Raw genomic sequence first — 18797 nt, forward strand, 5'->3', positions numbered from 1 at the left:
GCTACGAAGACTGGCTCAACTCTCAATCCGAGAAACCGCAAAGACTGGCCCTGGGTTTGCCCGGGCTGAGCGGCAGTTTGACCAGCTCGGCGGGACCAACGGCGACAGGAGTCGGCGCGCCCGCCGTCCCTGCCATAATGACCGGGCACCAAGGCTCTGGGGTCAAGGGCGGCCGCCAGGCCGTCGCGCAGCGATTGCAGACCCTTGACGCCGGGGCCTTCGACCCGGCCACATGCACGACGCGGGGCGGCCGGGCCTCTTTGACATCTATAGGAGCATCAATTTAACGACGTGGGCCTGGACCAGAAAAAGGTACAGCCCGCGGCCCGCTGCTTGTGGCTGCGGGACGCGGGCTGAGGCGCAGGCCGGTCGTGACCGGCCCCGAACTCAAGTTTTGATGTAAACCGAGTTTCGAGTTTAGTCGATCTGCGGGAAGCCGAGGTCAATGACCGAGGTGGCCGGGTCCGGCCAGCGCGTGGTGACCACTTTGCCGCGGGTGTAGAACCGGATGCTGTCCGGGCCGTACATATGGGTGTCGCCGAACAGCGAGTTCTTCCAGCCGCCGAACGAGAACGTGCCCACCGGAACGGGGATGGGAACGTTGACGCCCACCATGCCGGCATCGACGTCGAACTCGAACTGCCGTGCCGCACCGCCGTCACGGGTGAAAATGGCTGTGCCGTTGCCGAACTCGTTCTCGTTGACCAGCCGGACGGCGTCGCTGTAGGTGTCGACGCGGACCACCGAGAGGACCGGGCCGAAGATCTCGTCGTCGTACACCTTCATGCCGGGCTTCACATGGTCAACCAGGCTTACGCCGATGAAGAAGCCGTTCGAATCGAACTGCTGCGAGCGCCCGTCCACGACGACCGTGGCGCCTTCGTTTTCCGCTCCCGCGACGTAGGAGGCCACGCGGTCCCGGTGCTCCGCGGTGATCAGCGGACCCATCTGGGAGGCCGGATCGGTTCCCGGACCAATCTTGAGGCCCGCCATGCGGCTGGAAATCGCCTGCACCAGGTCGTCCGCGATGTTGCCCACCGCCACGAGGACGCTGACGGCCATGCAGCGTTCGCCCGCGGAACCGTAGGCCGCGGAAACCGCAGCGTCGGCCGCCATGTCCAGGTCGGCGTCGGGCAGCACCACCATGTGGTTCTTCGCTCCGCCCAGAGCCTGCACGCGCTTGCCGTGGTCGGCTGCCCGCTTGTAGATCGACTGGGCGATGGGCGTGGAGCCCACGAAGCTCACCGCTTTCACATCGGGGTGCTCAAGCAGGACGTCAACGGCTTCCTTGTCGCCCTGGACCACGTTCAGCACGCCGGCGGGGAGCCCCGCTTCGGCGAAAGCCTCGGCGATGAAGACGGCGGCGGAGGGATCCTTCTCGCTGGGCTTCAGCAGCACGGTGTTGCCGCAGGCCAGGGCGCTGCCGATCATCCACAGCGGCACCATGGCCGGAAAGTTGAACGGGGTAATGCAGGCCACGACGCCCACCGGCTGGCGCACGGAGTGGACGTCGATGCCGCTGGAGACCTGCTCGGAGCGTTCGCCCTTGAGCATGTGGGACAGGCCCGTGGCGAACTCGATGTTCTCCAGGCCGCGGGAGATTTCACCTTCGGCGTCGGAGAGGACCTTCCCGTGCTCGCTGGTGAGGATGGCCGCGAGATCGGGCTTGCGCTGGTTCAGGATTTCGCGGACCCGGAAGAAGATGTTGGTGCGCTTGGCCAGGCTGGTGGCCCGCCACGCCGGCAGCGCGGCCCGTGCGGCGGCGATGGCCTCTTCAGTCCGCGACGCCGAGGCGAGCGCCACCTGCTTCTCCTGTTCCCCGGTGGCGGGGTTGAAGACGGGGCCGAAGCGTTCGGCGTCCGTGACGCGGCTGCCGTTAATGAAATGCGGAATGGTTTCCAAGGGAAGTCTCTTTTCGTACGTTGCTGGCGGGTGTATGGCTGGCGGTGAAGGCTACTTGGCGGAGCCCAGCGAGCCGTCGGCGAGCTTGATGATCATCGAGCAGTCCTTGCCCGCTTCGCCCGCGTCGATGAGCTGCTGGAACAGCTGCTGGACGTGCTTGCCGATCTCCAGCGGCGTGCCGGTGTCCTCGGCGGCGCTGATGGCCAGGCCGATGTCCTTGTTGGCCAGTTCGGTGGTGAAGGTGGGCGCGAAGTCGTTGTTGGAGGCGGCGGTGGGAACGACGCCGGGCACCGGATACCAGGTCCGCAGCGCCCAGGAGTCGCCCGAGGAGACGGACGCGATGTCCCAGAAGACCTGCTTGTCCAGGCCCAGCCGGTCAGCCAGGACGGCACCCTCGGCGGTGGAGGCGAGGTTGATGAAGAGCATCAGGTTGTTGCAGATCTTCGCTGCCTGTCCGGTAGTGGCGCCGCCGGTGGGGATGATGTTGGCTGCCATCGGGCCGATGTAGCCGGTGGCGTCTGCGACGGCGCCCTCCTCGCCGCCCACCATGAAGGTCAGCGTCCCCGCCCTGGCACCGCTCATGCCGCCGGAGACCGGGGCGTCCACAAAGCGGAAGCCGGCGGCAGCGGCGGCGTCGTGCAGTTCCTGGGCGGACGCAATGTCGATGGTGGAGGAGTCCACCAGCAGCGTGCGGGTGTCGGCATGTGCGAGGACGCCGTCTTCGCCGAGGTAGACCGCGCGGGCGTGCTCGCCCTTGGGCAGCATGGTGAACACAACGTCAGCGCCGTCGACGGCCTCGGCAATGCTGCCGACCGGCTTGACGCCGGCCTCCTCGGCGGCGGCGAGGGCCGCAGGATTGAGGTCAAAACCGCGGACATCGTGTCCGGCCTTCGCCAGGTTCGCGGTCATGTTGCCGCCCATGTTTCCGAGGCCGATCCAGCCGATTACTGCCATTCGTAAGCTCCTTTGCTTCGGATCCGGCCGCTCGGGCCGGAAGGTCTGTGTCCACAATCACACCCTGCTAGAGTGCAATCAAGGGGAAAAATTACAGACGGTATGTGCACTGATGCACACAGACGAAAGGCTTGCCGTGGATCTGAGGCGGCTCCCGAGCCCGGACGACCTCCTGATCCTGCTGACAGTTGCACGGCTGGGCAGGTTCAACGCGGTGGCGGAAACCCTGGGCACCACCCACACCACGATCTCCCGCCGGATCCTCGCCCTGGACAAGCAGCTTGGCGGCCGCACCCTCGAACGCAGCCCGCACGGCTGGGAGCTCACCCAGCTCGGTACCGCCGCCGTGGAGGCGGCGGAAGCCATTGAGAACACCCTTGGATCGCTTTCCGGCCTGATCAGCCAGGACCAGAGCGCCCTGTCCGGGCTGGTGCGCGTGGCGACGACGGACGCTGTCGGAGCCGTGTTCGTCACGCCCGCGCTGGTCCGGCTGCAGCAGCAGAACCCCCAGCTGAACATCGAGATGCTGAGCGCCACGCGGAAGGTCAGCCAGAACAGATCCGGCGTGGACCTGGAAATCGTGGTGGGCCGGACGGACGTCACCAACGCCCAGACCATCTTCCTCAGCAACTACTACCTGCGCCTCTACGCCAGCCCCGGCTATGCCGCGGAGCACGGACTGCCGGAAACGCTCGACGACGTCGGGCAGCACGGCTTTGTCTCTTACGTTGAGTCTGCACTCCAGGTGGCGGAGTTGGGGCACCGCTGGTCCTCGCAGCTACCGATGCCTACCTCGAGCTTCCAGGCCACGAGTGTATTTGCCCAGGTGGAGGCGGTGCGGCAGGGCGCAGGGATCGGGCTGCTGCCGAACTTCATGGTGGCCGGGCAGCCGGACTTCGTTCCCGTGCTCGCCGGCGACTTCGAGCGCCAGCTCCCCATCTGGGCGGTGGCACGGCCGGAATCCCTCCGCTCGGCCGCGGTGCAGGCCGTCATCGCGTCGCTCAAGGAGGAAGTGAAGGCGCGGGCAGGCCTGCTGGCGGGCTGACGCGGCCCCTGTCAGGCCGTGCGCCTGGCAGGCAAGGGCCCCGCCAGGCTTTGCCCCGTCAGGCCTGGAACAGGCGCCGCACCACCTGCCCTGACGCCAGTGCATCCAGCCCTTCGTTGATCTCGGTGAGTGGCCGGGTGTCGGTGTGCAGCAGCTCCACCGGCAGGAGGCCCTCCCGCCAGTAGCCGAGGTAGAGCGGGATGTCCCGCCCGGGAACGGCATCGCCCATGTACGAACCGAGCAGGCGTTTGCCGGCCCCGGCGAACTGCAGCGCCGGCACCGTCAGCTCTGCTGACGGATGGGGCAGGCCGACCGAGACCACGGCGCCGCCCCGGGTCACATGCCCGAGGCACGCAGCAATCACGCCGGCTGAGCCAACCGCTTCGATGGCGACGTCGACGCCGTCGCCGGCGGCCTCCGCGATGAGCCGGGCCGCGTCCTCGGGCGTCCCCACAGCGGTGGCGCCACAGTCGAGGGCGAGCTGGTGCTTGCCGGAATTGGGATCGATGGCGATCACGCTGCCGGCCCCGGCGAGGGAGGCGGCCATGACGGCGGAAAGGCCCACGGCCCCCAGCCCGAAAACGGCCACCGACTGGCCGGCCGTGACAGCGGCGGTGTTGAGCACAGCCCCCATGCCGGTGAGCACGGCGCAACCGAACATCGCCGCGACAGTGTCCGGGACGTCGTCGTCAATCACCACCACCGATTCCCGGGCCACCACGGCATGATCGGCGAAAGCCGAGACGCCCAGGTGGTGGTTGATCCGCTCCCCCGACGGCGTCCGCAGCAGCGCCTCGCCGTGGAGCAGGTCGCCCGAGCCGTTGACCTCGGCCGCCCGATGGCAGAGCGCGGGACGGCCGGACCGGCAGGCGCGGCAGTCCCCGCAGCTCGGCACGAAGACCAGCACCACGTGGTCCCCGGCCGACACGTCGGAGACGCCGTCGCCGACAGACACGACCCGCCCCACCGCCTCGTGGCCCAGCGCCATGGGCAGGGGCCGGACCCGCGAACCGTCCACCACGGAAAGGTCCGAATGGCACAGGCTGGAGTAGGTGATGGCAACGCCGAGCTCGCCGGCACGCGGCTCCGGCCGGTCCAGCTCCTGCACCACCAGGGGCCGCGCGTCCGTGTAGCTGCGCTTCTGCGCTGCAGTACTGGTGCCGGGGACGGTGGAGTAGAGGACTGCTGCTTTCATGGAATTCCTTGGTTTCGGTGAACGGGCAACTGCCCGGGCCCCGCAGGCGTGGAGGGTCCGGGCAGCTGCTGTTTGCTCGTCGGGCTCGAGGCTAAAGCCGGGCTTACTTCTTGCCGGCCGCGAGCAGGTCGGCAGTGCCCTGGGCGTCGGCCGCGTCCACGTCATGGAGCGAAATGCCGCGGGTTTCCTTCAGGAAGAACACCGCAACGGCGGTGATGACGCAGGCGATCAGCAGGTAGATGGCCACCGGAACGGAGGACTTGTAGGTGCCCAGGAGTGACGCGGCGATGATCGGGGCCAGTGAACCGGCGACGATGGAGGTCACCTGGTAGCCCAGCGAGACGCCGGAGTAGCGCATTCTGGTGGGGAACATTTCCGCCATGATGGCGGGCTGGCCGGCATACATGAGTGCGTGGAACAGCAGGCCGATCATGATGGCCGCCAGGATGATGACGTCGTTCTTGGTGTCCATCATCGGGAAGGCGAAGAAGCCCCACGTGGCGCCCAGGATGGCACCGGCCATGTAGACGGGCCTGCGGCCGAAGCGGTCCGACAGCTTGCCCACCAGCGGCACAGCGGCGAAGTGCACAGCGTGGGCAACCAGCAGCAGCAGCAGGATCCGCGTCGTGTCGGCCTGCACCACGGTCTTGAGGTACGTAATGGAGAACGTGACCACGAGGTAGTACAGGATGTTCTCGGCGAAGCGCAGGCCCATCGCGGTGAAAACGCCGCGCGGGTAGCGCTTGAAGACCTCGGCAACGCCGTAGCCCTTGTGCCCGGCCTCGACCTCTTTGCGGGCCTCAAGGAAGATCGGGGCATCGTTGACCTTGGTGCGGATGTAGTAACCGATCAGGACGATCACCGCCGAGAGCCAGAACGCCACGCGCCAGCCCCAGCCCAGGAACGCTTCCTGGGTCAGCGTGGACGACAGGATGAACAGCACGGCCGTGGCGAGAAGGTTGCCCATGGGCACGGCGGACTGCGGCCAGCTGGCCCAGAAACCACGGGACTTGCTGGGGCTGTGCTCTGCCACGAGAAGGACCGCGCCGCCCCATTCACCGCCGACCGCAAAGCCCTGGGCAAACCGCAGGAAGACCAGGAGCGCGGGCGCCCAGTAGCCGATCTGCTGGAACGTCGGCAGGCAGCCCATGAGGAAGGTGGAGACACCCACCAGGATGATGCTCAGCTGCAGCAGCTGCTTGCGGCCGAACTTGTCGCCGAAGTGGCCGAAGACGATGCCGCCGATCGGGCGCGCAACGAAGCCTACGGCGTACGTGAGGAAGGCGGCGATGATGCCGTCCAGCTCCGTGCCGGCGTTGGGGAAGAAGGTCTTGCCGAAGACCAGGGTGGCAGCCGAGGCGTAGAGGAAAAACTCGTACCACTCCACGACGGTGCCGGCCATGGATGCCGTGACTACTTTTTTGAGGCCTGTGGCCTTGATATCGGTTTCCTCTGCACGCCTTGCGGCGGAGCTTTCCGTACTCATTGCGAACTCCTTCGGCGTCTTCCTCGACACCACTGGGACCAGTCGATTGGCGAACGGTGTGATGCGCACCACGAACGCCGGATTCAACGAGTATGGTCTGCCAATGAAGCAAGCTCAACGCCAAATAGTGCAGGGCGCATCTGCATAAATGCACATACGCGGCATCGGCATTGCCACGATACGGACGGCTCCGGCCGCATGGACCGGCCCTGGAGTCAGTTAAGGAGGTGTGCCCTGAGCTGGGTGTTCAGCTGGCCGATCTCCGTGAGGAATCCGTCGTGGCCGATCGGCGAATCGATCATATGGACATCCACGTTCCCGGGCAGGGCCTCGGCGAGTTCCACCGACTGGGCAGGAAAGTACAGCCGGTCCGTCTCTACCGCGGCGACGAAGAAGTCCGCGGAGGCCCGCGCCAGGGCTTCCTTGAGCGTCCCCCGCCCCCGGCTGACGTCATGGCTCATGAGTGCTTCCGTCAGGGCGATGTAGCTGTTGGCGTCGAAGCGCCGGACCAGCTTGTTGCCCTGGTGGTCGAGGTAGCTCTCCACCTGGTACCGGCCGCGGCCCGCCAGTGCACCGGCCTGCAGCGGCTCTTCAGCGGCCTGGGCGTTCCTGCCGAACCGGAAATCGAGTTCGTAGGCAGAGCGGTAGGTGATGTGCGCAATCCGCCGGGCGAGCGCCAGCCCCTCAGTAGGTTCCGGCCCGCCGTAGTAGTCGCCGCCGTTGAAGTGGCGGTCCTGCCGGATGGCAAGAGTCTGCGCCTGGGCGAAGGCGATTTGTTCAGCCGTGCTCTTGGCACCGACGGAGATGACACCGCAGCGGCGCACCCGCTCCGGGAAAGTCACTGCCCATTCGAGGGCGCGGGCCCCACCCATGGATCCGCCCACCACGGCGTGCCAGCTGCTGATGCCGAGCCGGTCGGCCAGCCTCGCCTCGGCGATGGTGGAGTCCCTGAGTGTCACCAGCGGAAAGCGCGAACCCCAGGGCTTGCCGTCCGGCGCGGTCGACGACGGCCCGGTGGACCCGTAACAGCCGCCCAGGATGTTGATGGAAATGACAAAGAACCTGTCAGTGTCCGCCGGCGCACCGGGGCCGGCGAGCTGTTCCCACCAGCCCTCCTCGTCACCGGCACCCCGCGTCACGTGCGTGCTGCCGGTGAGGGCATGCTGAACGAGGATGGCGTTCGAGCCGTCCTCGTTGAGCGTTCCCCAGGATTCGTACGCCAGTGTGACGTCCGGCAGGAAGCCTCCGGCTTCGAGTTCCAGGCTGCCAATGTTGACGTACCGGACTGTGCCATCCGGGTTTGTGCCGTCCTGGTTTGCGCCGCCGGGAACGGTGCCGTTCAAAGCCGTTCGGTGCGAACCCTCGGCGGCGGAAACGTCGGTGCTGCTGACAGAAATCGTCATAGGTAAACCTCTTCTACGCGCTTGCCCGCCGGCAGCTGTCCGGCAGGCCAGGTCTTCACCCGGGGCACCCCACCGCGGAAGGAGGGTTGCCGGCCAGCAAGCCGGGGCTGTCGCTGGCACTCATGACCTGTTGCCCAGTTTACGAAACAGGCGGACATCTGCGCTAAGAATGTGACGGCTGTGTGACTCCCGGCCCGTTACCGGGCCGGGAGTTCCACCCGGGGCACCTGAAATCAGGCGCCTTTCGCGGCACGGAATCCGGCGTCGAGGTCGGCCAGGATGTCGTCGATGTGCTCCAGGCCCACGGACAGCCGGACCAGGCCCGGGGCAACCCCGGCCACGCTCTGCTGCTCCGGACTCAGCTGGCTGTGCGTGGTCGACGCCGGGTGGATGACGAGGGAGCGAACGTCACCAATGTTCGCCACGTGGGAGTGCAGTTCCAGGGCATCCACGAAGCGCTTGCCTGCCTCGGCGCCGCCGGCCACCGTAAAGGCCACCACGGCGCCGGTGCCCTTGGGCCCGTACTTCAGGCCCCGCTCGTACCAGGGGCTGGACGGCAGCCCGGCGTAGGCTACGGACTCCACGTCATGGCGGGCTTCCAGCCATCCGGCCACCGCCACCGCATTGGCAACGTGGCGCTCCACGCGCAGGCTCAGCGTTTCCAGGCCCTGCGCAATGAGGAAGGCATTGAACGGGGACACCGCGGAACCCAGGTCGCGGAGCAGCTGGACCCGCGCCTTGAGGATGTAGGACAGATTGGCCCCCAGTGCGCCGCCTGCCCCGAGGTCGCGGGCGTAGACCAGTCCGTTGTACGTGGGGTCCGGCGTGTTGAAGCCCGGGAAGCGTTCCGGGTCCTTGCCGAAGTCGAAGTTGCCGGAATCCACGATGACACCGGCGATCGCGGCCCCGTGTCCGCCCAGGTATTTGGTGGCAGAGTGCACCACGACGTCTGCGCCCCACTCGAGCGGCCTGATGAGGTAGGGCGTGGACAGGGTGTTGTCCACGACCAGCGGCACACCGGCGTCGTGGGCTGTCCGGGCAACGCCTTCGATGTCCAGGACGTCCTGCCGCGGGTTGGACACCACCTCGGCAAAGAAGAGCTTGGTGTTGGGCTGCACGGCGTCGCGCCACTGCTCCAGGTTGTCCGGGTCTGCCACGAAGGTCACGGACACGCCGAACTTCTTCAAGGTATGTGCCAGCAGGTTGTAGGTGCCGCCGTAGAGGCTGGGGCTGGCGACCACATGGTCGCCGGCCTCGGCGATGTTGAGGATGGCGTACGTTTCGGCGGCTTGGCCGGAGCTCAGGAGCAGCGCGGCAAGCCCTCCTTCCAGGCTGGCGATCCGCTGTTCAACGGCATCCTGGGTCGGGTTGCCGATCCGGGTATAGATGGGTGCGAGCTCGGCGAGCGCGAAGCGGTCAGCTGCGCTGTCGGCGCTGGGGAAGACGAACGACGTCGTCTGGTAAATCGGCAGCGACCGGGCGCCGGTGGCGCTGTCCGGCACCTGGCCCGCGTGGATCTGGCGGGTTTCGAATGACCATGCGTTGGACATGCAGGCTCCTCTGCTCAAGGGGGCATGTGCTGGTCCCGGCACAGGCCCGCGCTTGCCGCACGGCGGGCGCCGCGCAGCCAGGTCGTCACCCGGGGCACCCCGCCGCGGTGGAGGGTTGCCGGCCTGCGAGCCGGGGCTTTCTTCGCTGGCACTCATGACCTGCGATCAGTGTAGGAATCCCTCTATTACGCGCACAGCTTTGTGACGAACTTCGTCAAAGTATGGACTTTTCGCAAGGTTAGGCGACCCTAAGCTGAGAGCCCCGTCACAAAGTGCCAAGATGAGGGCATGCGCATGGATCACGTCTCTTACGCCTGTGAACACGATGGCCTCGCGGCCACCACCGAACGTATCTCCTCCGCCCTCGGCGTCGAAGCCGTAAAGGGCGGAGTGCACCCCCGGTTTGGAACCCGGAACATGATCATTCCCCTGGCCGGCCACAAGTATCTCGAGGTTGTTGAGGTCCTGGACCACCCGGCGTCGGACAAGGCACCGTTCGGCCAGGCCGTCCGGGCCCGGTCCGCAGCGGGCGGCGGCTGGATGGGCTGGTGCGTCGAAGTTGACGACCTGGCCCCGTTCGAGGAGCGCCTTGGCCGCTCCGCCGTCAACGGCAACCGCAAGTTCCCCGACGGCCGGGAGCTGGTGTGGAAGCAGATCGGCATCCTGGGCCTGATCGCGGACCCACAGGTTCCGTACATGCTGAAGTGGGAGGGCGATCCGGGACTGCACCCGTCCAACGCCTATGACAGCAATGTGAAGATGTCCAGCCTCACGATTGCAGGCTCCGCCGAGCGCGTGACCGAGTGGCTCGGCGAGCCCGTCGAACGGCCGCTTGAGGATGTCGCAGTGAACTGGGTGGCCCCGCACGGCACTCCGGGAATCCTCTCCGTCACGTTCGAAACCGCAGCGGGCGCCGTCACCATCTGACGCACTTTCTGCCCTTTACTTCGGCCGCCATCAGCGGGTGCCAACGACGCCACCCGCCGATGGCGGCCGAATCATTTTTAACGGCTGTTCCTGGCCCAGGACCGAGCCCAGGACAACTAGCCCAGCCCGACCGCCTTGCCGAACAGGCTGAACCCGACGAACGCGACGATATCCAGCAGCGCGTGCGCGATGACCAGCGGCATCACCCGGCGGGTTTTGGTGTAGACCCAGGCGAAGACCACGCCCATGACCGCGTTTCCGATGAAGGGCCCGAACCCCTGGTACAGGTGATAGCTGCCGCGGAGCATCGAGGAGACAAAGATCGCCAGTGGCATGGACCAGCCGAACTTGGAGAACCGGTCCAGGAGATAGCCCACCACAATGACTTCCTCCACGATCGCGTGGCGCATGGCGGACAGGATCAGTACGGGCACTGTCCACCAGTAAGCGTCCAGGCCGCTGGGGATGATCGCCGTCGTAATGCCGAGGGCACGTCCGGCGGCGTACAGGCCCAGTGATGCGATGCCGATCAGGGCGGCCAGCCCGAGGCCCTGCAGCAGGTCCTTTCCGGGCCGGGCAAAGTTGAATCCCAGCTTCCGGAACGCGGAGCCGGCGTCGTGCCCGGACCCGGACTTCGCCTGGCGGTGGTCTGTCAGGAAGTAGACCACCAGCAGGACCGGCACCAGGGCGAAGATGATGTCCAGCAGCTGGTAGGTCAGGTCGAAGTACTCGCGGGTGCTTTGTGACCTGTTCAGCGTGGACGTCCCCTGCGCCAATGGTGCCCGGGTCATCTTGTCCAGCAGCTGCACTACGGAATAGACGGCGGACTGCCCCAGCGACAACCCCAGGACTATCCAGACTTCGAACCGCAGCCGACGGCGGGAGGGAACCAACATGTTCCTATCTTGCCCGTACCTGCTGGTACTTTCCTGTCAGCCTGCCGGTTCCTGTCCGGCCGCGGGCTGACCCTATGCTGGGAAACTATGAGCGCTCCCGGGAAAATCATCATGATCCGGCACGGCCAGTCGGCGGCCAACGCGGATACCTCCATTTACAACAGGGTGCCCGACTACCGGATTCCGCTGACGGAGCTCGGACTGGAGCAGGCGAAGGCCGCCGGTGAGCGCATCCGCCGGGAGCTGGACGGCCGGCAGGTGAGCGTCTACGTCTCACCATATCTGCGCGCCTATCAGACGCTCGAGGCGCTGAACCTGGGCTCCCTGACGGAGCGGGTGATCGAGGAGCCGCGGCTGCGCGAGCAGGACTGGGCCAACTTCCAGATTTCCGGCGACATCGAGGACCAGAAGGAACTCCGCAACGCCTACGGCCACTTCTTCTACCGCTTCCGGGAGGGCGAGTCGGGCTCCGATGTGTACGACCGGATCTCCTCATTCATGGAAACCCTGTACCGGCACTGGTCCAAGCCGGACTACTCCCCCAACGCCCAGCTGGTCACGCACGGGCTGACCATGCGCCTGTTCTGCATGCGCTGGTTCCACTGGTCGGTGGAGTATTTCGAGTCGCTGAACAACCCCGAAAACGCCGAAGTCCGCATGCTGGTGCGCAACGGCCAGGGCAAATACGAACTCGACACACCCTTCACACAGTGGGTGCACCGGAGGGTGGACGAAACGGTGCTGGACGCCCCGCCTGTGATCTTCTAGGCGCCGGCCACGGTCACTTCGGTGCCGCGGGCCTCGAACGCGGCCTTGTCCGCCGCGGAAATGCCGGAGTCGGTGATGAGCCGGGTGAAGTTGTAGCCGTCCATGGTGGCGAACGCCCGGCGGCCCACCTTCGAGGAATCGGCGATCACGTAGGAGACGCTGGCACGGCTGGCCAGCAGCGCATTGACCGTCGCCTCGGCCTCGCCGGTGTTGGTGGGCCCCACCTCGGCGTCGACACCGTTGACCCCGATGAAGGCGATGTCCAGCACCACCTTCTGCATGATGATGTCCGTGTACGGGCCCACGAGCTCATAGGACCGCGTGTTGAGGATGCCGCCTGTCACCATCACCTTGATGTTGGGCCGGACGGCAAGCTGCGAGGCGATGTTGATCGCGTTGGTGACCACCGTGAGCGTGGGCTGGTTCGACGGCGAGTTGAGGTCCTCCCGGGTGGCCAGGATCTGCGCCAGGGCGGTGCTCGTGGTGCCGCCGCACAGCCCGATCACCATGCCCGGGGCAATGAGCGCCGAGGCAGCCAGGGCGATCTCCTGCTTGGCCACGGCGTGGTCGTCCCGGTTGTACCTGCCGGGAAGGTCGTAGGCCAAGGCGCCGGTGGTGGCGCCGCCCCGGGTCCGCGTCAGCAGCCGCCGCTTGGCCAGGCTGTCCAGGTCGCGCCGGGCGGTTGCCGGTGACACGCCGAGCCGGGTGACGATTTCCTCGACTTCCACCTGGCCGGCCTCGGCAAGGAGATCAAGGATGGCCGTCAGTCGGTCGGTGCGGGTCATGCAGGGCCTTTCAGGATCCAAAAGCGCCACGAAAAATGACGCTTTGTGATTGTATCAGACCTCTAATGATCACGTTCCGTCACGAGCGTCGGGTGATGGCCCCGCCCGACACTACCGTGCCCGTACCCCTGCGCGCCAAACCGCGTGGGTGAGCGGCATCCCGGGCCGGTAGGCCAGATGGGTGGCGGACGGGGCGTTGAGGACGTGCAGGTCTGCCCGGTGTCCGACGGCGATGGAGCCCACCGCGCGTTCGCCGTCGACGTCGTTACCGGACTCGCGCTGCAGCGCCAGGGCGCCGCCGTACGTTGCCGCCCGGACGGCCTCGTGGACACTCAGGCCCATCTGGAGGACGGCGGTGGTGACGCAGAAGGCCATGGAACTCGTGTAGGACGTGCCGGGGTTGCAGTTGGACGCGAGCGCCACGGGCACGCCGGCGTCCAGCAGCTGCCGGCCGGGAGCCAGCGGCTGGCGGGTGGAAAGGTCGCAGGCCGGCAGGCAGGTGGCCACGGTTCCGCGACGGCCCGTTCCTGCGGCGGCATCCCAGCCGGACCAGCCGGCAGCGAGGCTGGCGATATCCTGCTCCGAGAGATAGTTGACGTGGTCCACGCTCGCCGCGCCGAACTCCACCGCGAGGCTGACGCCGGCGCCGTGCCCCAGCTGGTTGCCGTGCACCCGCAGCCCCAGCCCGGCGTCGCGGCAGGCCTGCAGCACGGCACGGGACTGCTCCTGCGAAAAGGCTCCCTTTTCGCAGAACACGTCGGCCCAGCGGGCGTACGGAAGCACAGCGTCCAGCATCGGGCCGCAGGCGAGCTTGGTGTACTCATCCGCATCAATGCCGGCCGGCACCAGGTGTGCGCCGAGGTAAGTGACCTCGTCCACGACGGTCGAGGCAATGCGTGCGCTCCTGGCCTCCTGCTCGACGTCCAGGCCGTAGCCCGTTTTCGTTTCCAGGTACGTCGTGCCTTGCGAAACTGCTTCGGCGACGCGCCCCTGCGCCAGCCGCGTGAGGTCGTAGTCGCCGGTGTTCCGGGTGGCTTCGGTGGTGACGGCGATGCCGCCGGCGCTGTACTCCTCCCCCGCCATCCGCGCCTCGAACTCGGCTGTCCGGTCCCCGGCGAAGATCAGGTGCGTGTGGGAATCCACCCAGCCGGGCAGCATGGCCCGGCCGCCCGCATCCACGGTGTCGTCGGCCGCCGGGGCGGCGGACGCCTGGCCGATCCACGAAATCCGTTCCCCCTCGATCACCACTGCCGCGTCCTTGAGGACACGGTGTTCCGCGTCCTGGGTCATCAGTTCGGCAATGTTGGTGATCAGAGTGCTCATGGGTCCATTCTTCAGCGCCGGATGGACCAGCGCGTCGCGGCCAGCGCATCCGCCGTCCGGGATACCGGACCGGCCCCGCCGTCTTGGCCGGAACCGCCATCAGGCCCCGCCAAGATCTGGGCCGCGGCCAGTTCCGCGATACCGGACGACGTCTGGAACCCGTAGCCGCCCTGGCCGGCGAGCCAGAAGAACCCGCGGGCCTCGGCGTCGAACCCCACCACCGGGACGCCGTCGGCCGCCTCGGTGCGCAGGCCGGTCCAGGCCGTCCGGACGGTGCCGATCCCCAGTGTCGTCAACGTATTGAGCCGGGAGATGAGCCGCTCCACGTCCCCGGGACGGGGACGTGCGTCCTCCGCCGGGCTGGCCACGTGTTCCGACGGCGAGATCAGCACGTCGCTGCCTTCCCTGCGGAAGTAAAAGGAGTCGTCGGCCGCTGCCACCATGGGGCTGCCCTCCGGCAGCGGATGGCCGACGCCGGCAATCGCCGCCGTGCGCCGGTACGGCTGCAGGCCGATCTTCTCGACGCCGCTCAGCACCGCCAGTTCGTCCGCCCAGGCGCCGGCCGCGTTGACCAGAACGCCGGCGGAGAAGCCTTCCTGCCCGGCGCCGATCTCCCAGCCTGATCCGAGCCGCTGGGCGGAGTGGACGCGCGCGCCGGTGATGATGTCCACGCCGGCAGCTTCGGCCCGCGCCCGGTGCCTTTCCAGCAGCACCGGGGCGTCACACCCGAAGGACCCCGTGTCCAGGCCGGCGGCGGAAAAGGACTCCGGTTTCAGGGCCGGGCACAGCCCGAGGGCTTCCCCATGGCTGATCAGGCGCATCTCGCCGCTGGCCTCGGCCCGCACCGTCTCTTCGTCCCCGATGAGCAGAAAGCTCCGCGGCGTCAGCACGGGCTGGGGCCCTCCGGCGTCGTCGGCTGCAATCAGCTCGAGGGTGCGGACGGTGAGTTTCTGGACCACCGGCGGACCGTAGCTGGGGATGAGCTGCCGGGCCGAGCGCGAGGACGTGTGGTACGCCAGCTGCTGCTCGGCCTCCACGAGGGCAACGGTGCACTTGCCCGCCAGCGCGGAGGCCAGCGACAGCCCTGCGATCCCGCCGCCCACAATGACCACGTCATAGGTTGATGCCATGGGCTCAATCCTTGCAGATGGCCGGAACCTACGCAGTCACCGCGTCGCGGCTCTTGATGAACGCCTGGACGCAGGTTTCGACGTCGTCGGCGCTGTGCGCGGCGGATAGCTGGACGCGGATGCGGGCGGCACCGCGCGGCACCACGGGGAAGCTGAAGGCGGTGACATAGACCCCGTGCTGGAGCATCTGGTCGGCCACCTTCGCCGCCAGCACGGCGTCGCCGAACATGACCGGCACAATGGCGTGCTCGCCGTCGAGCAGCTCGAAGCCTTCCTCCGTCATCCGGCGGCGGAACAGCTCCGCGTTCCGGAACAGCCTGTCCCGCAGCTCCCCGGAGGTCTGCACAAGCTCCAGTGCCTTGATGGTCGCGGCCACGATGGCCGGCGCCAGGGAGTTGGAGAAGAGATAGGGGCGGGCTTTCTGCCGAAGCATCGCCACCACTTCGCCGCGGCCGGACACGTAGCCGCCCGAGGCGCCGCCCAGCGCCTTCCCGAAGGTGCCGGTGAAGATGTCCACCCGGTCGGAGACGCCGGCGTGCTCGGGGGTCCCGGCTCCGGTGGCGCCCATGAACCCGACGGCGTGGGAGTCGTCCACCATCACCAGGGCGTCGTGCTTCTCGGCGAGGTCGCAAATGGCCTCCAGCGGGGCCAGGTAGCCGTCCATGGAGAAGACGCCGTCGGTGACGATGATCTTCCGCCGGGCATCCTTGGCCTCCACCAGCTTCGCTTCCAGGTCAGCCATGTCCTGGTTGGCATACCGGAACCGCTGCGCCTTGCAGAGCCGGATCCCGTCGATGATCGAGGCGTGGTTCAGGGCGTCGGAGATGATGGCGTCCTCCGGGCCGAAGAGTGATTCGAAAACGCCGCCGTTGGCGTCGAAGCAGCTGGAGAACAGGATGGTGTCCTCCGTGCCCAGGAACTTTGAGACCCTGGCTTCGAGTTCGAGGTGGAGGTCCTGGGTGCCGCAGATAAACCGGACACTGGCCATGCCGAAACCGCGGTCGTCCATGGCGGACTTGGCCGCCGCAATGATCTCGGGGTGGTCGGCCAGGCCCAGGTAGTTGTTGGCGCAGAAGTTCAGGACGGGCGCGCCGGACTCACCGATCTGCCCGGCCGTGATGTGGCTGGCCTGGGCGGAGTCGATGTGCCGCTCGGTCTTGTAGAGGCCTGCGGTGCGGATGTCGTCGAGCTCGGCGCGGAGCTGGTCTTTGATGGCTGAGTACATGGCGGTTCTCCTCGGCTGGGAAACAGTTAAAGACTATTGGTGGGAGGTGGCGGGGTCAGGCTTGTGCGCAGTCAGGTTTCGGGCGCGGTCAGCCTTCGGGCACAGGTCAGATTTCCGACCAGTCGAGCACGACCTTGCCGCCGACGCCGGCCTTCGCGATTTCGAAGCCCTTCTCCCACTGGGTGGCCGGCAGCACGTCGGTGACCACGGCGGAAATGCTGGCGTGCAGTGCGGGGTTGGAGGACAGCATTGCACTCATGGCGTACCAGGTCTCGTACATCTCGCGGCCGTAGATGCCCTTCAGGGTGAGCATGTGCGTGACCACCTTGCCCCAGTCGATGTTGATGGACTGGCTGGGCAGACCGAGCATGGCGATGCGTCCGCCGTGGTTCATGTTGTCGATCATCTCCGGCAGCGCCGTGGGATGGCCGGACATCTCCAGTCCGATGTCGAACCCTTCGCGCATGCCCAGCTCCCGCTGCGCTTCCCGGACCCGCGTCTTGGAGACGTCGATGGCGAGGTCCACGCCGAGCTGCCGGGCAATCTCGAGCCGCGGGGCAGAGACGTCGGTGATCGCGATCTTGCGCGCGCCGGCGTGGCGGGCCACAGCGATGGCCATGAGGCCGATCGGCCCGGCGCCGGTGATCAGGACATCCTCACCCACCAGCGGGAAACTCAGTGCGGTGTGCACGGCGTTGCCGAAGGGGTCGAAGATGGCGCCGAGCTCGGGCGTGACGGACGGGTCCTGGTGCACCCAGACGTTCGTTTCGGGGATGACCACGTATTCGGCGAATGCACCGTCCCGCTGCACGCCCACGCTGACCGTGTGGATGCACATCTGCCGGCGGCCGGCGCGGCAGTTGCGGCAGATCCCGCACACTATGTGCCCTTCGCCCGAGACCCGGTCCCCCACTTTCACGTCACGGACGTCCTCGCCGGTTTCCACCACTTCGCCGTAGAACTCGTGACCGGCGATCAGCGGGGCCTCGATGATGCCCTGCGCCCAGGCGTCCCAGGACTGGATGTGCAGGTCAGTGCCGCAGATGCCGGTGGTCATTACGCGGATCTTGACCTCGCCGGGTCCCGCCTCGGGTTCCGGGCGGTCGGTCAGTTCAAACCCGGCGTGTGCGCCGGCCTTGTAGAGGGCCTTCATTGGCTTCCTTACGTTCGGCATGCGGTGGCATGCGGGAAATCTCCCTTCATTAGAGCCACCTTCAACCCATTAGCACAAGGGGATTCTTCTCAATCGACGATTAAGGAATTGCTAAGGAATAGGATGGGGCGCATGGAGATCCACCAGCTCGAAATGCTGCGGGAGCTTGGTGCGCTGGGAAGCGTCAAGGCCGTGGCCGATACCCTGCTCGTCACACCCTCGGCCGTGTCCCAGCAGCTCGCCCAGCTGCAGAAAAGCGTCGAGGTGCCGCTGACCCGCAAGGAGGGCCGGAACCTGGTCCTCACGGAGGCCGGCCAGGTGCTCGCGGACGCGGGCGCCGCCGTCGTCAGCGCCATGGCCGACGCGCGGATGGCGATCGGCGCGTACCACAGTTCAACGGTGGCGCCGGTGACGGTGAGCGGATTCCACAGTGCCGGGCAGGCGCTGTTCGCGCCGCTGGCACGGCTTCTGGACGGCTCGGACAAGCCGAAGGTGCTGCTCTCCGACGAGGACGTGGCCCAGCAGGATTTCCCCGCGCTGACGGCAAGGTACGACCTCGTGCTGGCGCACCGGATGGACCACAGTCCCAAGTGGCCGGAGGAAAGGGTGGCGGTGATACCGCTGGCCCATGAGCCGCTGGACGTGGCACTGCCGGCTGCCCACCGGCTGGCGGGCCAGGCGGCGCTGACAGCGTCCGACGTCGTCGGCGAGCCCTGGGTGACCAGCCGTGCCGGCTACTCCCCTGCGGACGTGCTGTCCGCCGTCGCCGCGGTGTCCAGCCGGGAGCTGAACATCGTGCACCGGATCAATGACTACTCCACGGTGGCGGCGCTGGTGGCCTCCGGAAGCGTGATCGGCCTGCTGCCGCGGCACACGGCGCAGCCCGTGCTGAACCCGGACATCGTGCTGCGGCCGCTGCACGGGATCAGCACCCGGCGCCGGATCGATATCCTGGCGCGCCCGGAAAACCTCAAGCGCGCGTCGGTCCGGGTGGTGTGCGAGGCGCTGCAGGACATCATGGCCAGGCTCAGCCACGGTTAAACCCAACTGGGTCG

The 18797-nt window shown here is 67.1% G+C and carries 16 protein-coding genes and 2 riboswitches; of the genes, 4 read left to right on the forward strand and 12 right to left on the reverse strand.

Annotated features, from left to right (window positions below; all coding sequences use genetic code 11):
• Nucleotides 1-417 precede the first annotated feature (417 nt).
• Both AC57BR_RS05705 and mmsB read right to left on the reverse strand, forming a co-directional pair.
• Nucleotides 418-1902, reverse strand: coding sequence for a CoA-acylating methylmalonate-semialdehyde dehydrogenase (locus AC57BR_RS05705; RefSeq protein ID WP_496358797.1), 1485 nt, complete (start codon nt 1900-1902; stop codon nt 418-420).
• A gap of 51 nt (nt 1903-1953) precedes the next feature.
• Nucleotides 1954-2913 (reverse strand): 3-hydroxyisobutyrate dehydrogenase, encoded by a 960-nt coding sequence (mmsB, locus tag AC57BR_RS05710; RefSeq protein WP_496358799.1) that lies wholly within the window; start codon nt 2911-2913, stop codon nt 1954-1956.
• A gap of 55 nt (nt 2914-2968) precedes the next feature.
• On the opposite strand from mmsB, the gene AC57BR_RS05715 reads away from it, so the two are divergent.
• A complete protein-coding gene (locus tag AC57BR_RS05715; protein ID WP_496358800.1) occupies nt 2969-3901 on the forward strand; it encodes a LysR family transcriptional regulator in 933 nt (310 codons plus the stop codon).
• A gap of 58 nt (nt 3902-3959) precedes the next feature.
• Here the strand turns inward: AC57BR_RS05715 and AC57BR_RS05720 are convergent, their stop codons facing one another.
• The 4 genes from AC57BR_RS05720 to AC57BR_RS05735 all read right to left on the reverse strand — a co-directional run bounded on the left by AC57BR_RS05720 (nt 3960) and on the right by AC57BR_RS05735 (nt 9535).
• Complete coding sequence (locus AC57BR_RS05720; RefSeq protein ID WP_496358801.1) at nt 3960-5096, reverse strand: alcohol dehydrogenase catalytic domain-containing protein; 1137 nt, start codon at nt 5094-5096, stop codon at nt 3960-3962.
• A gap of 103 nt (nt 5097-5199) precedes the next feature.
• Entirely contained in the window at nt 5200-6582 is a 1383-nt protein-coding gene (locus AC57BR_RS05725) for an MFS transporter (protein ID WP_496358802.1), read from the reverse strand.
• A 215-nt stretch (nt 6583-6797) separates the two neighbouring features.
• Nucleotides 6798-7985, reverse strand: coding sequence for a homoserine O-acetyltransferase MetX (gene metX / locus AC57BR_RS05730; protein WP_496358803.1), 1188 nt, complete (start codon nt 7983-7985; stop codon nt 6798-6800).
• A gap of 12 nt (nt 7986-7997) precedes the next feature.
• A riboswitch (SAM riboswitch) is annotated at nt 7998-8113 on the reverse strand.
• Between the two features lie 105 nt (nt 8114-8218).
• Entirely contained in the window at nt 8219-9535 is a 1317-nt protein-coding gene (locus AC57BR_RS05735; protein ID WP_496358804.1) for a bifunctional o-acetylhomoserine/o-acetylserine sulfhydrylase, read from the reverse strand.
• Nucleotides 9536-9578: 43 nt separating this feature from the next.
• A riboswitch (SAM riboswitch) is annotated at nt 9579-9695 on the reverse strand.
• 128 nt (nt 9696-9823) lie between these two features.
• Here AC57BR_RS05735 and AC57BR_RS05740 point away from each other — a divergent pair.
• Complete coding sequence (locus tag AC57BR_RS05740; protein ID WP_003802054.1) at nt 9824-10462, forward strand: VOC family protein; 639 nt, start codon at nt 9824-9826, stop codon at nt 10460-10462.
• Between the two features lie 116 nt (nt 10463-10578).
• On the opposite strand, the gene AC57BR_RS05745 is transcribed toward AC57BR_RS05740, so the two are convergent.
• Complete coding sequence (locus AC57BR_RS05745) at nt 10579-11358, reverse strand: CPBP family intramembrane glutamic endopeptidase (protein ID WP_496358806.1); 780 nt, start codon at nt 11356-11358, stop codon at nt 10579-10581.
• Between the two features lie 87 nt (nt 11359-11445).
• On the opposite strand from AC57BR_RS05745, the gene AC57BR_RS05750 reads away from it, so the two are divergent.
• Nucleotides 11446-12126 carry a histidine phosphatase family protein gene (locus AC57BR_RS05750; protein WP_496358808.1) on the forward strand — a complete coding sequence of 227 codons (681 nt, stop codon included), beginning with the start codon at nt 11446-11448 and terminating at the stop codon, nt 12124-12126.
• On the opposite strand, the gene AC57BR_RS05755 is transcribed toward AC57BR_RS05750, so the two are convergent.
• The 5 genes from AC57BR_RS05755 to tdh form a co-directional block, all read right to left on the reverse strand.
• Nucleotides 12123-12911, reverse strand: a complete 789-nt coding sequence (locus tag AC57BR_RS05755; RefSeq protein ID WP_496358809.1) for a DeoR/GlpR family DNA-binding transcription regulator — start codon at nt 12909-12911, stop codon at nt 12123-12125. The genes AC57BR_RS05750 and AC57BR_RS05755 overlap by 4 nt on opposite strands.
• 111 nt (nt 12912-13022) lie before the next feature.
• The gene (hutI, locus tag AC57BR_RS05760) at nt 13023-14234 is read right to left on the reverse strand and encodes an imidazolonepropionase (protein WP_496358810.1); all 1212 of its coding nucleotides are present in this window, start codon (nt 14232-14234) and stop codon (nt 13023-13025) included.
• A gap of 11 nt (nt 14235-14245) precedes the next feature.
• Nucleotides 14246-15364 (reverse strand): NAD(P)/FAD-dependent oxidoreductase, encoded by a 1119-nt coding sequence (locus AC57BR_RS05765; protein WP_496358812.1) that lies wholly within the window; start codon nt 15362-15364, stop codon nt 14246-14248.
• A 28-nt stretch (nt 15365-15392) separates the two neighbouring features.
• Nucleotides 15393-16589 carry a glycine C-acetyltransferase gene (locus AC57BR_RS05770; protein ID WP_496358813.1) on the reverse strand — a complete coding sequence of 399 codons (1197 nt, stop codon included), beginning with the start codon at nt 16587-16589 and terminating at the stop codon, nt 15393-15395.
• Between the two features lie 106 nt (nt 16590-16695).
• Nucleotides 16696-17742, reverse strand: coding sequence for an L-threonine 3-dehydrogenase (gene tdh / locus AC57BR_RS05775; protein WP_496358814.1), 1047 nt, complete (start codon nt 17740-17742; stop codon nt 16696-16698).
• 132 nt (nt 17743-17874) lie between these two features.
• Between tdh and AC57BR_RS05780 the strand changes: the two genes are divergently transcribed.
• Nucleotides 17875-18783, forward strand: a complete 909-nt coding sequence (locus AC57BR_RS05780) for a LysR family transcriptional regulator (protein WP_496358815.1) — start codon at nt 17875-17877, stop codon at nt 18781-18783.
• Nucleotides 18784-18797: the final 14 nt, after the last annotated feature.

It is taken from the genome of Arthrobacter sp. BGA-UO-ETr-C19 (assembly GCF_059568005.1).

Excerpts from the sequence above, each read along its gene's own strand:
- AC57BR_RS05755 (WP_496358809.1), bottom strand. The coding sequence starts at position 12,911 with ATGACCCGCACCGACCGACTGACGGCCATCCTTGATCTCCTTGCCGAG.
- hutI (WP_496358810.1), bottom strand. The coding sequence starts at position 14,234 with ATGAGCACTCTGATCACCAACATTGCCGAACTGATGACCCAGGACGCG.
- tdh (WP_496358814.1), bottom strand. The coding sequence starts at position 17,742 with ATGAAGGCCCTCTACAAGGCCGGCGCACACGCCGGGTTTGAACTGACC.
- AC57BR_RS05750 (WP_496358808.1), top strand. The coding sequence starts at position 11,446 with ATGAGCGCTCCCGGGAAAATCATCATGATCCGGCACGGCCAGTCGGCG.
- AC57BR_RS05780 (WP_496358815.1), top strand. The coding sequence starts at position 17,875 with ATGGAGATCCACCAGCTCGAAATGCTGCGGGAGCTTGGTGCGCTGGGA.
- AC57BR_RS05735 (WP_496358804.1), bottom strand. The coding sequence starts at position 9,535 with ATGTCCAACGCATGGTCATTCGAAACCCGCCAGATCCACGCGGGCCAG.
- AC57BR_RS05765 (WP_496358812.1), bottom strand. The coding sequence starts at position 15,364 with ATGGCATCAACCTATGACGTGGTCATTGTGGGCGGCGGGATCGCAGGG.
- AC57BR_RS05745 (WP_496358806.1), bottom strand. The coding sequence starts at position 11,358 with ATGTTGGTTCCCTCCCGCCGTCGGCTGCGGTTCGAAGTCTGGATAGTC.
- metX (WP_496358803.1), bottom strand. The coding sequence starts at position 7,985 with ATGACGATTTCTGTCAGCAGCACCGACGTTTCCGCCGCCGAGGGTTCG.
- AC57BR_RS05720 (WP_496358801.1), bottom strand. The coding sequence starts at position 5,096 with ATGAAAGCAGCAGTCCTCTACTCCACCGTCCCCGGCACCAGTACTGCA.
- AC57BR_RS05740 (WP_003802054.1), top strand. The coding sequence starts at position 9,824 with ATGCGCATGGATCACGTCTCTTACGCCTGTGAACACGATGGCCTCGCG.
- AC57BR_RS05725 (WP_496358802.1), bottom strand. The coding sequence starts at position 6,582 with ATGAGTACGGAAAGCTCCGCCGCAAGGCGTGCAGAGGAAACCGATATC.
- AC57BR_RS05770 (WP_496358813.1), bottom strand. The coding sequence starts at position 16,589 with ATGTACTCAGCCATCAAAGACCAGCTCCGCGCCGAGCTCGACGACATC.
- AC57BR_RS05715 (WP_496358800.1), top strand. The coding sequence starts at position 2,969 with ATGCACACAGACGAAAGGCTTGCCGTGGATCTGAGGCGGCTCCCGAGC.